Source organism: Actinoplanes missouriensis 431, from assembly GCF_000284295.1.
Classification (GTDB): Bacteria; Actinomycetota; Actinomycetes; order Mycobacteriales; family Micromonosporaceae; genus Actinoplanes; species Actinoplanes missouriensis.
In genome coordinates this window covers 1,626,876-1,642,378 of record NC_017093.1, presented here as the reverse complement: position 1 = coordinate 1,642,378, position 15,503 = coordinate 1,626,876, and the positions used below count along the sequence as shown (strand labels likewise).

Sequence of the window (15,503 nt, the reverse complement as noted above, 5' to 3'; positions counted from 1 at the left end):
GTCAGCGGGCCAGGTCCGGCAGCTGGTCCGCCTCGGCGAGCGCGGCCAGCAGCTCGTCACCCATCAGCGAGATCGGCGGCGCGCCCATCGTCACCACCACGTCGCCGGGACGGCTGCGGCGCACCACCTCGGCCGGCACGTCGTCCCAGTCCGGCACGAAGACCTTGCGGTCCTCCGGCAGGTCGATCGCGGCGGTGAGCGCCCGGCCGCCCTCCCCCGGCCCACGGGTCTCCCCCGGGCCGAACACCTCCATGCAGATCACCTCGTCGGCGACCGCGAGGCCCTCGGCGAGCTCGGCCTGCAGGTCCCGGGTGCGGTACACCCGGTACGGCTGGAAGACCACCAGCAGCCGCCCGTCGCCGGCCACCTCGCGCAGCGTCCGCAGGGCCGCCTTCACCGAGGTCGGGTGGTACGCGTACTCGTCGTAGACACGCACCCCGGCGGCGATGCCCTTGCGCTCGAACCGCCGCCGGACGCCCGGGAACGACTCCAGCGCCTCGATCACCTTGTCCAGCGGCAGGCCCAGCTTCAGCGCGGTCAGCACGGTCGCCGCGCTGTTCAGGCCCATGTGCTTGCCGGGCAGCGCCAGCTTGATCTCGCCGAGCGGCTTGCCGTCCAGCGACGCCTGGTAGCGCACCCCGCTCGTCGACGAGACGATGTCGCTCATCCGCAGGTCGGCGCTCTCCGACTCGCCGTACGTGTAAACGGTCTTGCCTGCGGCCCGGAGCCCCGCGATCAGCTCCTCGGTGCCCGGCCCGTCCGCGCAGGTCACCACGAAGCCGTCGGCGAGGCAGCCGAACTCCAGGAAGCCCGCCTTCAGCGAGTCCAGGTCGCCCCAGTTGTTGAGGTGGTCGCCCTCGATGTTCGTGATGATCGCGACGTGCGGCCGGTAGATCAGGAACGACTTGTCGCTCTCGTCGGCCTCGACCACGAAGTGCGGCCCGGTGCCGTGGTGCCCGGCCGCGCCGGCCGCGGAGATCTCGCCGCCGATCACGAAGGACGGGTCCTGCCCGGTGTGCTGCAGGATCACCGTCATGATCGAGGTGGTGGTGGTCTTGCCGTGGGTGCCGGCGATCGCGATGCTCTGCCGGTTCGTCATGGCCGCCGCGAGCGCCTCGGAACGGTGCAGCACCCGCAGCCCGCGACGGCGCGCCTCGGCGAGCTCGATGTGCTCGTACGGGATGGCCGTCGAGTAGACGACCGTGTCGACGCCGTCCAGGTTCGACTCCACGTGCGACATGTGCACGGTGCCGCCGAGCGCCCGCAGCGCCGCCAGGGCCGGCCACTCCCGCAGCTCGCTGCCGGAGACCGGAACGCCCCGGGTCAGCAGGAGGCGGGCCAGGCCGGCCATGCCGACCCCGCCGATGCCGATCAGGTGCACGCTGCCCAGGTCCTCGGCGGTCAACTCACCGGCCGGCGTCAGCTCCGCCGTGTTCACAGTTCCACTCCCTCGACGAACTCCATGAAAAGCCTCAGCTCACCGCTTCGAGGACGTAGCGCAGCAGCGCCTCGTCGCCGTCCCGCCGCCCGTACTGTGCCGCCGCCGCGCCCATCTGGCCGAGCCGCTGCCGGTCCCGGGCCAGGGGGATGATGTTGCGTTCGATCCAGTCCGGGGTCAGCTCGCTGTTGTCCACCAGCAGGCCGCCGCCGGACTCCACCACGGGCAGCGCGTTGCGGCGCTGCTCCTGGTTGCTGAACGGGTACGGCACGTAGATCGCCGGCATGCCGAGCGCCGTGGTCTCCGCCACCGTGATCGCCCCGCCCCGGCAGAGCATCAGGTCCGCGGCCGCATAGCCGAGCTCCATCTCGGACAGATACGGCACCACGACGTACGGCACCGGCAGGTCGTGCGGCACCTCGAACGGGTCGTTGCGGCCACCCTGCACGTGCAGCACCTGGATGCCGGCGTGCGCGAGCCGTTTCGCCGCCGCGGCGACCGCCAGGTTGATGGTCCGCGCCCCGGACGAGCCGCCGGAGACGAAGAGCACCGGCAGGTCCGGGCGGAGGCCGAAGTGGTACAGGGCCTGCGGGCGCAGCGCCGGCCGGTCCATGTGGGTGATGCCGGTGCGCAGCGGCACGCCGACGAGCCGGGCGTTGCGCAGCGACTCGGCCTGCTCCAGCTGGTGCGGGAAACCCACCGCGACCCGCTTGGTGAACTTCATGCCCATCCGGTTCGCGACACCCGCCGGCACGTTGACCTCGTGGATCACGATCGGCAGCTCACGGCGCCAGGCCGCGAGGTAGGCCGGGACCGACACGTAGCCACCGAAGCCGACCACCACCTCGGCCTGCACCTCGTCGATGATCTCACCGGCCGCGGCGGCCGACTTGTACATCCGGTCCGGCGTGCGCAGCAGGTCCAGGTTGAGCGCCCGGGGCAGCTGGAACGCCGGGATGACGCGCAGGTCGTACCCGGCTGCCGGGATCAGCTGGTTCTCCATGCCCTTCGGGCTGCCCAGCGTCGTGATCCGGATCTGCGGGAAGTGGCGTCGTAACGCGTCGGCGAAGGCGAGCAGCGGATAGATGTGACCACCGGTGCCTCCTCCGGCGAGCACGACCGACCGCAGCTGGCTCATCACCGTCTCCTTCCCCTTCCGACCGCCCCACCCGCCACCCGTTGTGACGGACTAAAGACGCATCCCCCTACCGACGGGCTTCGTCTGAACCGGCTTCTTCTGTGCCGGGGGACGCGGCGTTCCCGACCGCCGCGGCGGGGGAAGCGGCGGCAGCGGGGCCCACACTAGTCGTACCCATCTCGGGGTCGGACGGGCGTTCAGCGCTCGGGCCGCATCCGGCTCCGCGCGAGCGAACGACGCGAGCATGCCGATCGCCGCCATCGTCACCACCAAGGCGCTGCCACCTGCGGAGATGAACGGTAGCGGAAGACCGGTGATGGGCAGCAGCCCGACCACCCCACCCATGTTGATCACAGCCTGGGCGACCAGCCACGTGGTGATCGCGGAAGCGGCGAGCCGGCGGAACGGGTCACTGGACCGCCGCGCGATCCGGAAACCGGCGTAGGCGAGCACGGAGAGCAACGCCAGCACCACGGTGCAGCCGACGATGCCGAGCTCCTCGGCCACGATCGAGAAGATGAAGTCGTTCTCGGCCTCCGGCACCCAGCCCCACTTCAGCGCGCCCTTGCCCAGGCCGACACCGAACCAGCCGCCCTCGAAGATCGCCGACCGCCCCTGGATGACCTGGTAACAGTCGCCGTTCGGGTCACACTCGCTCAGCGGCGTGAGCCAGCTCGTGATCCGTCCGAACCGATAGTTCGACGCGCCCGCGGCGCCGGAACCGGCACCGCCCGACGCCGCCGCGATCAGCAGTCCGATACCGGCCAGGCCGAGCACGCCCAGCGCCGCGAAGAACCGCATCCGCACACCGGCCGCCCAGAGCAGGCCCACGATCAGCGCGAGCAGCACCAGCATGGTGCCCAGGTCGTTGTAGCCGACCAGCACGAACAGCAGGCCCACCACCGGGAAGAGCGGCATCGCCAGCTCACGCCAGTGCGCCAGCTTCGGCCCCTTGCCGGCGATCACGTCGGCGCCCCAGAGCACCATGCCGACCTTGGCGAACTCACCCGGTTGCAGGCTGACCGGCCCGAGGGACAGCCAGTTCAGGTCGGCCTCGATCGGCCCCACCGAACCGTTGCCGATGCCCGCCGAGGCCATCGCGTGCAGCACCGCGAGAATCGACAGCAGCACCAGGGCCAGGCCCATGACATATTTGCCGAGCGTCCGCAGGGTCTGCGCCGGCAGCCGCTGGCACACCCAGAACGCGACGAGCCCGAGCAGCGCGTAGACCGCCTGGCTGGAGATGTCCGCGAACGCGTTCCCGTTCTTGGCGTAGGCCTCCACGCTCGTCGCCGAGAACACCATGGTGAGCCCGATCAGCAGCAGCAGCCCGGAACTCGCGATCAGCAGGTAGTAGGACGAGAGCGGTCGCGCCAGCAGCCCGTGCACCGCGGGCAGCAACTGCCGGCTCAGCGACGGGCGGTCCTTTTGCATACGGTCGTCCGCCATAACCCCATCATCGCCGGATGTCCACGAACCACCCCTTCACCCCCCGGCGTGTCGCCCGCCGACTCTCTCACCCTCAAACCCCGATCCGGTACGGCCGAAGGCCCCTACCCCACCGCCCCGACCCGTCCCCACCCCGCCGGACACCTGACGGCCCCTCCCGCCGGCGCTCCCCACCGCCGGCCCCGGCGCGCCGTCGCCCTCCCGGCGGGCGGCGAGCCGTCGCGTGCGCGGGTTCCCGGTGACGCAGGTCCGGGGCCGGCGGCGGGGTGAGCCGGCGGAACGGACGTCAGTGCGGGAAGAGGCGGGACGGGGAAAAGGAAAGGGCGGCCGGCGCGCGTACTCCGGGAAGGAGCGCAACCGGCCGCCCGGGGTGCGAAGGAGGGGTCAGCCCATGACCGCGAGGTGATCGCTGTAGAACAGGCCCAGGCCGATCGCCGCGCAGATGCCCGCGATGATCCAGAAGCGGACCACGATGTTGACCTCGGACCAGCCCGCCAGCTCGAAGTGATGCTGGAGCGGTGACATCCGGAAGACGCGCTTACCGGTTGTCTTGAACGAGATGATCTGGATGACCACCGACATCGTGATGATGACGAAGAGGCCGCCGATGATGACCGACAGCAGCGTCGTGCGGGTGGCGACCGCGAGGCCGCCGATCAGGCCGCCCAGGGCCAGCGCGCCGGTGTCGCCCATGAAGATGCGGGCCGGGTTGGTGTTCCACCAGAGGAAGCCGACGCATGCCGCCGCGGCGGCTGCCGCGATCATCGCGATCTCCAGCGGATCTCGCACTTGATAGCAGTGCTGCTCGGTGAGCGCGCTGGTGGTGCGGTAGTCGTCGTCACCGCACCAGTGGCGGTACTGCCAGAAGCCGATCAGCGAGTACGCCCCGAGCACCAGGATCGACGCGCCGGTCGCCAGGCCGTCCAGGCCGTCGGTGAGGTTCACGCCGTTCGACATCGCCATGATGACGAAGACGAAGACCATGACCGAGCCGACCTTGCCGACGTCCAGCCAGCTCACGTCCCGGATGAACGAGATCTTCTCGCTCGCCACGGTCTGGCCGTTGGTGCTCTTGAAGTAGAGCGCCGCGATGCCGAAGCCGGTGCCGATGATCAGCTGCCCGAGGAGCTTGCCCTTGGCGCTGAGACCGTCCGAGTTCTTCTTCCGGACCTTCAGGAAGTCGTCGAGGAAGCCGACGGCCCCGCAGAAGACGAAGAGGCCGAGCAGGACCAGCGCGGTCATGGTCGGCTTCTCCTGCGCGATCTGCCGGTCCGGCAGGGTGGTCAGCGCCAGGTGACCGGCCACGTACGCGAAGACCGTGGCGAGGATGAACGCCACGCCGCCCATCGTGGGGGTGCCCCGCTTGCCCAGGTGGGTCTGCGGGCCGATGGTGCGGATCGGCTGTCCGGCCTTGAGCGCCGAGAAGATCCGGATCGCAATCGGGGTGCCGAACAGCGAGATGAGAAAGGCGACCGCGGCCGCGACGATGACTGCCCTCACGTGGGCTGAACCTCCTCGGGACGGCGCAGCCAGTCGGCGACGTCCCATGTGCGGTACCGGGAACCCTTGACCAGCACGACGTCGTCGGCGCGCAGGTCCTGCTTCAGAATGGCGATGGCTTCGGCCTGGTCGGCGGCGAGGTGCTTGTCCGCCAGCGCGGCGGCGCCGTCCAGGATGGGGCGGGCGTTCTCGGCCACCACGATCAGGCGGTCGATGTTCAGCTCGGCGGCGAGCCGGCCGACCTCGGCGTGCCCGGAGATCTCGTGCTCGCCCAGCTCGGCCATGTAACCGAGGACCGCCGTGGTGCGCCGGCCCTCACCCATCGACGCCAGCGCGCGCAGCGCCGCCGCCGTGGAGGACGGGTTGGCGTTGTACGAGTCGTCGATCACCGTCACGCCGGCCGGGTTCTGGAAGACGTCCATGCGCCGGCCGGAGACGATGCCGACCTCGCCGAGCGCGGTGGTGAGCTCGTCGAAGTCCATGCCGGCGGCGAGGGCCACGGCGGCGGCGGCGAGGGTGTTGGCGACCTGGTGCTGCCCGACGACGCCGAGCGCGACGTGGCCGGACCTCCCACCCCACTTCAACAGGTACGAGGCCCGCCCGCTCGCGTCCAGCTTCACCTCGGCCGCCTGCACGTCGGCGGCGGACGACCCGGTGAGCACGACCCGCGCGGACGTCCGGGACGCCATCGCGGACACCAGCGGGTCGTCGGCGTTGAGCACCGCGACCCCGTCGACCGGCAGCGCCTCGACCAGCTCGCCCTTGGCGAGCGCGGTGCCCTCGATCGAGCCGAACTCGCCGATGTGCGCCGCGCCCACGTTGAGCACGACACCGATGCTCGGACGGGCGATCTCGGTCAGGTAGCGGATGTGCCCGATGCCCCGGGCGCCCATCTCCAGGACCAGGAACCGGGTCTCCGGCGTGGCCTGCAGGACCGTGTAGGGGAAGCCGAGCTCGTTGTTGAGCGAGCCGGCCGGGGCCACCGTGGGGCCGAGCCGCGACAGCAGCTGCCCGATGTAGTCCTTCGTCGTCGTCTTGCCGGACGAGCCGGTGAGCCCGACGACGACCAGCTTGTCGAGGTTCCGCACGACGTGGGCGGCCAGGGCCGCCAGCGCCGCCAGCTGGTCCTCGACGATCACCGAGGGCACGCCGACGTCCTTGGTGGCGAGCACGCCCGCCGCGCCGCCGGCGATCACACCGCCGGCGTACGAGTGCCCGTCGACCTTCTCCCCGTCGAACGCGACGAAGAGCCCGCCCGGTCCCACCTTGCGGGAGTCGTACTCCACCCCGCCGGTCACCGTGACGTCCGGTGCGGCGTTGACAAGCGTCCCACCGGTGATCGAGGCGATCTCGCCCAGAGTCAGAGGGATCATGAACGTTCTCCCAACGCGGCGGCCAACTCGATACGGTCGTCGAACGGCAGCACCTCGCCGTTCACCTCCTGGCCCTGCTCGTTGCCCTTGCCCAGGACGGCGATCACGTCACCGGCCGAGGCCAGCCGGACCGCCTCGCCGATCGCCGCGCGCCGGCCGTCCACCTCGATGACCTTGGCAGGCGCCGCGGCCTGCTCGGCGCCCTGACGGACCGCGGCCCGGATCGCGGCCGGGTCCTCGGTGCGCGGGTTGTCGTCGGTGACGATCACCAGGTCCGCGCCGTGCGCCGCGGCGTCGCCCATCAGCGGCCGCTTGCCCTTGTCCCGGTCGCCGCCGGCGCCGATCACGCAGATCAGCCGGCCGCCACGGCCGGTGGCGAGCTCACGGAGCGCGGCGAGCGCGGCGACGATCGCGTTCGGCTTGTGCGCGTAATCGACCACGCCGAGGATCTCGCCGGGCGCGTCCACCTGCTCGAGCCGGCCGGGCACGCCCTTGCACGCGGCGATGCCCCGGCCGGCCACCGTGGCGTCGATGCCGGCGCCGACCAGGACGGCGAGCGCGAGCAGCGCGTTCGCGACGTTGTGCAGGCCGGGGAGCGCCACGCCGGTCTCGACGGTGATCCCGTCCGGCCCGTGGGCGGTGAAGGTCTGCCCGTAGTCGGACGGCCGGACGCCGGAGGCCCACCAGGTCGCCCGCTGGTCGCCACTGGCCGAGTACGTGACCGATTCGTCACGATTTAAGCGCATAACCGCGTCATCATCGTGATTCAGCACCTCAACCGCTGACCTGCCGTCGAAAAGGCGGGCCTTGGCCTCGAAGTACTCCTCGGACGTCGGGTGGAAGTCGAGGTGGTCCTGCCCGAAGTTCGTGTAACCGGCCGCCGCGAACCGGATCCCGTCCGCCCGCCCCATCACGAGGGCATGGCTGGACACCTCCATCACGACGGCGGACACCCCGCGCTCCACCCCCGCGGCGAGGATGGCCTGCAGGTCGGTGGCCTCCGGGGTGGTCCGGACGCTCTTCACCACGAGGTCGCCGATCCGCGTCTCCACGGTCCCGACCAGCCCGGTGACGAGCCCGGCCGCCCGCAGTCCCGCCTCCACCAGGTACGACGTGGAGGTCTTGCCCGCGGTGCCGGTTATGCCGATCATGGTGAGCCGCCGCGACGGCTCGCCGTAGATCGCTGCCGCGACCGCGCCGAGCACCGCCCGCGGGTCGTCGACGACGAGCACCGGCAGCCCGGCGTCGGCCGCCGCCTGCCGTCCCGCCGGGTTGGTGAGCACCGCCACGGCGCCGGCCTGGACCGCCGCCGGGATGAACTCCGCGCCGTGCCGGTTCGCACCGGGCAGAGCCGCGTACAGGTCGCCGGGGCGTACTGCCCCACTACTGTGAGTGACCCCAGTGACATCGATGTCAGCGCCCGCCGGTTCCGTGCTCAGCAACTCAGCGAGCTGCCTCAACGGGTACGGCGCGACGTTCATGGGTCGGGGAATGCCGGACACGGCGTCAGACCCTACCCCGTGCCGCACAGGTTCTCGTCAACGCCATGCGGCCGGAGTTCATGGATGGATCTTGAAGGTCGGTGGCTTCGTACCGGACGGTGGCACAAAGTAATGGAGCAGTGTGTAGGACATCATCTCGCTGAAGGCCGGCGCGGCCACGTCGCCGCCGCCGCCGGTGGCGACGTCCATCGAGACCGCGATCACGTACCGCGGGTCCTCGGCGGGCGCCATGCCGATGAACGAGCTGGCGTTGTGGCTGGTGTACTGCCCGTCGATCAGCATCTTGCCGGTGCCGGTCTTGCCGGCCACCCGGTACCCGGTGACAGCGGCCGCCCCACCGGTGCCGCCCTTCGCGTCGACCACGGCCTCCATCATCGTCCGCAGCTGCGAGGCGACGGCCGGTTCGAGCACCTTGTGGGTCTTCGGCTCGGCGGCCGGGGTGACCTTGCCGTCGGCCCCGGAGATGGTCGACTTGATCAGGTGCGGCTGGATGTAGGTGCCGTCGTTCGCGATCGCCCCGTAGGCCGCCGCCATCTGGATCAGGGTCGCCGAGACGCTGTGCCCGATCGGCACCGAGCCCGGCGCCGAGCCGCTCCAGTCCTCCGGCTTCAGCAGCATCCCCTCGGCCTCACCCGGCATGCCCTCACCGGTGGCCTGGCCGAGGCCGAACTTCTGCTGGTACTCGTAGATCTTCTCCTTGCCGAGCTTCTCCCCGATCAGGATCGTCCCGACGTTGGAGGAGTACGCCAGCAGGCCCGGCATCGTCATCTCGGTGCCCTTGGGCTGCGGGTGGGTGTCCTTGAACGCCTCGCCACCCCGCTCCAGGGCCGGCCCGATGGTGAGCGTGGAGTCCGGCTTGATCAGGCCCTCCTGCAGGGCCGCGCCGAAGATGAACGCCTTGTGGCTGGAGCCGGGGTCGGTGACGACGCTGGTCGGCACGTCGATCCGCTCCTGGGCGTCGTAGGCCTCCGGCTTCGCGGCGTTGTAGGCCGGGTAGCTGGCCTGCGCGAGAACCTCGCCGGTACGGGCGTCGAGCACCACCGCTCCGGCCACCGTCGCCTTGTTCTTCTCCGCCTGGGCGTCGAGGATCCGCTGAACCTCGTACTGCACGTAGCGGTCGATGGTGAGCTGCAGCGAGTTGCCCGGCTGGGCGGCGGTGTACCGCTCGTACCCGCCCGGGATCGGCGCGCCCAGGCTGCCCTTGCCGACCTCGAAGACCCGCTTGCCGTCGGTGCCGTGCAGCAGCTCGTCGTAGCGCGCCTCCAGGCCTTCCAGGCCGTGGTGGTCGTCGCCGGTGAAGCCGATCAGGTTTGCCGCGAGGTCCTTGCCGGGCACGTCACGCCGCTCGTCGGTGTGCGTGTAGATGCCGGGCAGCCGCATCGCCTCGATCTTGTCGGCGACCGCCACGTCGACACCGCGCGCCAGGTAACGGAACTTCAGCCACCGGCCCAGCGACTGCTTGCGCTGCATCAGCTCGATCAGCTTGGACTGCTGAATCCGCAGCAGCGGCGCCAGCTTGGCCGCGGTGCCCGGAACGTCCTTCTGCAGGTTCGCGTTCTCCGGGTCCACGTAGACGTACCGCGCCTCGACGCTGTGCGCCAGAACCGCCCCGGACCGGTCCAGGATGCTGCCGCGCGGCGCCGGCAGCTCGACCGTGCTCAGCCGGCGCTCGCGCAGCTCGAGCAGGCTCGCGGCCTCGTCCGGCGACGTCGCGACCTGCAGCACGACCAGGCGCACCCCGATCATCACGAAGAGCGAGAGCGCGAGGACGGTGCCCAGCCGCAGCCGCCGGGTGCTGTTCGCGAGCTTCGGCGGTTCCGCCGGCACCCGCTTCTCCGGCCGCCGGGCCTTCTCGGGCTTGCGCTCCGGACGTTTCTCCGGCCGGGTGGGTTGCCGGCGCCGCGGCGCCGCTTCCGGTTCCTTCTTGGTACGGGGTGCCGACTTGGTACGGGGTGCAGCCGGCTCCCGCTGGCTCCGGCGGGCGTCCGTCCCGTCCTCGTCGGCTTCGCGAGCACCCTGGTTCCGGCCGCGGGCGCGCGGCGCCGTGTCGCCGCCGTCGAGAACCTGCAGAGCCGGCCGGAACGGATCAGTGGTCCGCCCGGAGCGCGGCAGCCGTCCCCGCTCGGCCACGGTCCGCCCGCGCGGCGTGTAGGCCCGCGCGTCGGAGATGCTGGACCGCCCGCGGCGTCCGGTGGCCTCCTCAGGCTCGTCGCTGGGCAGGTCACGTGACGAACCGCGCCGGGGCTGAGTACCCCGGCGCGGTGTCTCGTCGTCTCGCGGCGACACGTCGGTTACCGCCCGGCGCCCGTGGACGGCGTACCGGCGTTGTCCAGACCGCTCTGCGCGGTCACGCCCGGCTGTCCCCGGCCCGGCGTCGGAATCCGGCTGATCTTGCCGTCCGGAAGCCGGATCATCGCCGGCGACTCGGCCATGACCAGCCCGAGCCGGCGCGCGGCGGCGTGCAGGTTGCCCGGGTTGGACGCCTGGATGAGCTGCTGCTCCAGGCCCTGCTGCTGCTTGTCCAGAGCGGACTGCTCCTTCTGCAGCGCGTCGAGCTTGAAGGACTGCTCCATCGTCTTCGTGTTGATCAAGAGGATGCCGAGCACACCCACGAGCACCACGGCGATCACCGACGCGGCGAACGTCACCCGCGGCGCCCGGATCGGCAGCGGCGGCGCCACCCACAGCCGAGGACGGCCGGCGGCGATCGGCTCGCCGGCGGTGACCGAAAGGTCGGTCACCTCGAGCGCCAGGGCAGCCGTGCCGTCCGATTCGCTGGTCCGCCCCATCCCTGAGCGGCGCGTGTCGGGCCGGCCGGAGGACTGGCGCACCCCCCGGGCGCCAGTTCCCTTGGTGTCACGCGGCGCGGCACGGTCCCCCGACCGCGGCGCGTCGACTCGCTCACTCATGCTCATCCCTCCCCCTCTTCTTTTCGCCCCCGGGCGTAACCGCCCCTGTCCCCCGCGCGTTTCAACCCCGGGGTTACTGCTGTTCCCGGGGCGCAGGCCCAGCCATCCGGGGCCGTTCGCGGCGGCTCACCGGTGCCTGGTTGTACTGACGCCCCTGTTCCTGCTCGTCGATCCGTTCCACCGCCCGCAGCTTCACCGAGGCTGCCCTCGGGTTGGCCGTCACCTCCGCCTCGCTGGGCAGCTCGGACCCCCGGGTGAGCAGCCGCAGCGTCGGACCGGTGCCGGGCAGCTCGACCGGAAGGTCGATCGGCCCGGTGCTACGTGCCCTCTCAGCGAGCGCACGCTTCACGATTTTGTCCTCGAGTGATTGATAACTCATCACCACAAGTCGCCCCTTAGGCGCCAACGCATCCAAAGCCGCCGGAACCGCACCCTCGAGAGCGTCCAGTTCGGCGTTGACCTCAATGCGTAGTGCCTGGAAGGTTCTTTTTGCGGGATTTCCACCCGTTCGGCGCGCGGCGGCCGGGATCGCTTCCTTGATCAGCTCCGCCAGCCGCGCCGTCGAGGTGATCCGGGCTTTCGCCCGCTCGCGCACGATCGCCGAGACGACCCGCGGCGCGAACTTCTCCTCGCCGTACTGCCGGAGAATCCGGACCAGCTCGCCCGGCTCGTACCCGTTGACCACTTCCTCGGCCGTCACGCCGCGGGACTGGTCCATCCGCATGTCCAGAGGAGCGTCCTGCGCGTACGCGAAACCGCGGTCCGCCTCGTCCAGCTGCAGCGAGGAGACACCGAGGTCGAACAGTCCGCTGTGGATCGCCGGGATGCCGAGCTCGGCCAGAACTCTCGGCAACTCGTCGTAGACCGCGTGCACCAGATGGGTCCGCCCGGCGAACCGGGCCAGCCGGTGCCGCGCATGAGCGAGCGCCTCGGTGTCCCGGTCGAGGCCGACCAGGACGACGTCCGGGTACCGCTCGAGGACCGCCTCGGCGTGCCCGCCGAGACCCAGCGTGAAGTCGACGTGGACGGCGCCCGGCAACTGCAGTCCGGGAGCGAGCAGCTCAAGACAGCGCTCGAGCAGCACCGGCACGTGTGTGCCTCGCGGCTCCCCCATTACGACCCCCATTGCCTGCCCGTTCGCGTCTCACCCAGGTGTTGCTCGTTCGCCGTACCGACCCGGCCGCCCGTCCGTACCGCCAGATCCCCATCCGCTCGTGTCCCGTGCCGGGCTGTCCCATAGGCGGGACGGCCGGCCCCGGACACGCGCCTGGCGCCGGGGAAGAGGCGCCAGGAGCGGGAGCGGCTGGAGATCTCGCAGTACGGCGGCAGTGGCGTCCGGGCCGCGTTGCGGCCACCGAGGTGCCACGCCTTACAGTCCGCCGGGCAGCACCCCCTCCTCGATGTCGGCGAACTCTTCCTCGCTCGCCGTGAGGTAGTCGTCCCAGGCCTGCTTGTCCCAGACCTCGACACGGGTGCTCGCCCCGATCACCACGAGGTCGCGGCCGAGACTCGCGTACTCCCGCAAGTGCGCCGGGATGGTCACCCGGCCCTGCTTGTCGGGCACCTCGTCGTGCGCGCTGGCGAAGAACACCCGGCTGTAAGCCCGGGCGGCCTTGTTCGTCACCGGCGCCTCACGGAGCTGACCGGCGATGCGCTGGAACTCCGGCATCGGGAACACGTACAGACAGCGCTCCTGCCCCTTCGTGATCACGACACCTCCCGCCAGCTCATCACGGAACTTCGCCGGGAGGATCAACCGGCCCTTCTCGTCCAGGCGCGGGGTGTGCGTGCCGAGGAACATCGGCCAACCCCCCTTGCCGTGGCGTCGCGCTCCTTCGCGGTGGAGCGGTCCCGCCTGTCAACTCGGGCCGGCAGTCCCGGTTCGTTTCCTCGGTCCTGCCACTGCGCCCCACTCTACTCCACTTCCCTCCACCTGCAACCCGAATGGAGCCGCTCGCGAGGCCTTTTCGCGGACGTATTGCCTGTTCAACGGTGGTGCCCCCAAGTGGAGGGCCAAGCCATGATCGACGGAGTCTCGTTTCCGACATCGCCCCCAGCAGGTCCGATAACTCCCTGTTCAAACTGTGGGAGCCCGCCCTTGACCGCAATCGTGGAGCAAAGTGGAGCCCCCGGGTGGAGCAGAAGGGAGCCCTCCCCCGCGAGCCGTAGCTCACGCAGGCATCCCGCCGCCCCGAGCCGTAGCCCACGCAGGCATCCCGCCGCCCGGCCCTGCGAGCCGTAGCTCACACAGGCGACAAGCCCTTGATCACAGGCCTGGTCTACGGCTCGGGGACGCGAGCCGTAGCTCACATAGGCAACAGGGCCTTGATCACAGGCCTCAGCTACGGCTCGGCCCCGCGGCGACCACGATCCACCTCCGCCGGTCGCCCAGCCGGCCCGGCGTCCGCACTCGCGCTCCGCACTCGGAACTCCGCGCTCGGCACTCCGCGCTCGGCACTCCGCGCTCGGCAGTCCGCACTCCGGCGCTCGGCAGTCCGCACTCCGGCGCTCGGCAGTCCGCACTCCGCACTCCGCCTCCGCGTTCCGCACGTCGGGGCGGCCGCGGAGCGTGCCCACGCACCGGTAGCAGAACTCGCCGGACGGCTCGGACCGGACGCCCCGGTCGCGCGGCTTCTCGGGGACGGCTCATCTGCGGTCGGGGGCGGCGTCGCCCGTACCCGGAAGAAGAAACGCCTGTGGGGCGTGACCCCATCGATCGGGCCACACCCCACAGGCGTGATCACGGCTACGGCGCCACCACGCCGCGTGCCGGTCTTTCCTTACTTACTGGAGACGAAACACTTACTGGAGACGAAACCAAGCACGTCAGGCAACGAGGCGCCGGACCACGTAGTTCTTGTTCCAGATCTTGTGCTTGCCGACCCGGGCGCCGGTGTGCGGCGAGTCGTAGATGTAGCCGTTGCCGGCGTAGATGCCGGCGTGGTAACCGTACGACCCGTTGCGGAAGACGATCAGGTCACCGACCTGCTTCTTGCTCTTGCTGACGCTCTTGCCGTACTTCTGCTGCGAGTTCGCCTTGTGCGGCAGCGACTTGCCGGCTGCCTTCTTGTAGACGTACTTGGTGTAGCCCGAGCAGTCGAAGCGCTTGGGGCCCGACGCGCCGTACTTGTACAGGGCGCCCTTGTGCTTCTTCGCCTCAGCGAGGATCTTCGCGCCACTCGTCTTGACAGTGATCTTCGTCTTGCCGGTGGACGCGCTGCTGAAGCCGGAGCCCGTGAAGAGGGTCCGGATGTAGTACGTGTTCTTGGGGGCGTACTTGAGGGTGACCGTCCCGTTCTGGTTCTTGACGGTCTCGGTGTCCCACGTCCGCCATTTGCCGCCGACGAGGCCCTGGAGCCGGACCGTGCCCTTGGCGATCTTGCCGGTACGCGGGTCGATGACCTTGGCGGTCACCTTGAGGGTGGAGCCCCACTTCAGGCTCCGGGTGCTGGCCTTGGCGGTCAGCTTGGGCTTGACCTTCGCGGCGGCCTGCGTCGCGACGGCTGCCTTGACAGCGACCGGAGCGGCAGCCGCGGGGGACGCGGCGACCAACTGCCCGGCGCAGAGGCAGAGACCCAGAGACAGTGCGACAGTGCCGGCGCCGCGAGACACGCGGCTGCCACGGCGCGAACTGAGTTCGTGCACGGTAGAGATATCCCTCCGGCACGCCTGCGAGGTTAGCTGTCGGGTTCGGGCGGGAAGGTGTGCCCGGTCGCTAGGCGACTTCACCCCGAGGCCGGTGTGGAGCTGAACCGGCCGGATATGGGTCCCCCGTCCCTGCCCCCTGATGCCTTGTTTGTGGTTCCGGTCCTGCGGTGGTCGCACCGTCCAGCTCGGGGCAGGGCTCGGCGTGGGCCGGGCTGGTGCGAGCCGGGAGGCGGTCGCACCCGGCCCAACCTTGGTACCTGACCTTCCGCGTGATCGTTAGGGCCGAAAATGTCACTCACAGTAATTGGCACACATGTTGGTGTCCGGTTTGTTACCGCCCGGAGACAAATGCCATTACTCATCGGGGTCGACCGATCACGATCAGTCGAAGGTCACGGGTGAAACAGAACACACAATTCGTCAGCCGCCAACCCGGAACCTAGGTCAAAACGTCGAGAGCGGCACAAACGCAAGGCGCATGCGATCTTGACCGGACGGCAACTCGACGTAACCTTTCGGTCCGGTACCCTCGCTGGCGTGACGGAC

The 15,503-nt window shown here is 70.3% G+C and carries 11 protein-coding genes and 1 riboswitch; all 11 genes read right to left on the bottom strand.

The features are described from left to right. Position 1 precedes the first annotated feature (1 nt). A complete protein-coding gene (murC, locus tag AMIS_RS07675) occupies positions 2-1,438 on the bottom strand; it encodes a UDP-N-acetylmuramate--L-alanine ligase (RefSeq protein ID WP_014441641.1) in 1,437 nt (478 codons plus the stop codon). A gap of 34 nt (positions 1,439-1,472) precedes the next feature. Then, positions 1,473-2,576 (bottom strand): undecaprenyldiphospho-muramoylpentapeptide beta-N-acetylglucosaminyltransferase, encoded by a 1,104-nt coding sequence (gene murG / locus AMIS_RS07670; protein ID WP_041829612.1) that lies wholly within the window; start codon positions 2,574-2,576, stop codon positions 1,473-1,475. Between the two features lie 51 nt (positions 2,577-2,627). Further along, positions 2,628-4,025, bottom strand: a complete 1,398-nt coding sequence (locus AMIS_RS07665; protein ID WP_014441639.1) for an FtsW/RodA/SpoVE family cell cycle protein — start codon at positions 4,023-4,025, stop codon at positions 2,628-2,630. A gap of 384 nt (positions 4,026-4,409) precedes the next feature. Next, positions 4,410-5,525 carry a phospho-N-acetylmuramoyl-pentapeptide-transferase gene (mraY, locus tag AMIS_RS07660; RefSeq protein WP_014441638.1) on the bottom strand — a complete coding sequence of 372 codons (1,116 nt, stop codon included), beginning with the start codon at positions 5,523-5,525 and terminating at the stop codon, positions 4,410-4,412. After that, positions 5,522-6,898, bottom strand: a complete 1,377-nt coding sequence (locus tag AMIS_RS07655) for a UDP-N-acetylmuramoyl-tripeptide--D-alanyl-D-alanine ligase (RefSeq protein ID WP_014441637.1) — start codon at positions 6,896-6,898, stop codon at positions 5,522-5,524. The genes mraY and AMIS_RS07655 overlap by 4 nt, the downstream gene beginning before the upstream one ends. Further along, positions 6,895-8,379: a UDP-N-acetylmuramoyl-L-alanyl-D-glutamate--2,6-diaminopimelate ligase gene (locus AMIS_RS07650; protein ID WP_014441636.1), complete on the bottom strand. Its 1,485-nt coding sequence runs from the start codon at positions 8,377-8,379 to the stop codon at positions 6,895-6,897. The genes AMIS_RS07655 and AMIS_RS07650 overlap by 4 nt, the downstream gene beginning before the upstream one ends. A 78-nt stretch (positions 8,380-8,457) precedes the next feature. After that, positions 8,458-10,686: a peptidoglycan D,D-transpeptidase FtsI family protein gene (locus tag AMIS_RS07645; protein WP_041829610.1), complete on the bottom strand. Its 2,229-nt coding sequence runs from the start codon at positions 10,684-10,686 to the stop codon at positions 8,458-8,460. A 5-nt stretch (positions 10,687-10,691) separates the two neighbouring features. After that, positions 10,692-11,309: a hypothetical protein gene (locus tag AMIS_RS07640; protein ID WP_157434764.1), complete on the bottom strand. Its 618-nt coding sequence runs from the start codon at positions 11,307-11,309 to the stop codon at positions 10,692-10,694. A gap of 73 nt (positions 11,310-11,382) precedes the next feature. After that, positions 11,383-12,423 (bottom strand): 16S rRNA (cytosine(1402)-N(4))-methyltransferase RsmH, encoded by a 1,041-nt coding sequence (gene rsmH, locus AMIS_RS07635; protein WP_231859256.1) that lies wholly within the window; start codon positions 12,421-12,423, stop codon positions 11,383-11,385. A gap of 255 nt (positions 12,424-12,678) precedes the next feature. Then, a complete protein-coding gene (mraZ, locus tag AMIS_RS07630) occupies positions 12,679-13,110 on the bottom strand; it encodes a division/cell wall cluster transcriptional repressor MraZ (protein ID WP_014441632.1) in 432 nt (143 codons plus the stop codon). Positions 13,111-14,135: 1,025 nt separating this feature from the next. Then, a complete protein-coding gene (locus AMIS_RS07625; RefSeq protein WP_231859255.1) occupies positions 14,136-14,921 on the bottom strand; it encodes a C40 family peptidase in 786 nt (261 codons plus the stop codon). Between the two features lie 39 nt (positions 14,922-14,960). Beyond that, a riboswitch (cyclic di-AMP (ydaO/yuaA leader) is annotated at positions 14,961-15,111 on the bottom strand. Between the last annotated feature and the right edge of the window lie 392 nt (positions 15,112-15,503).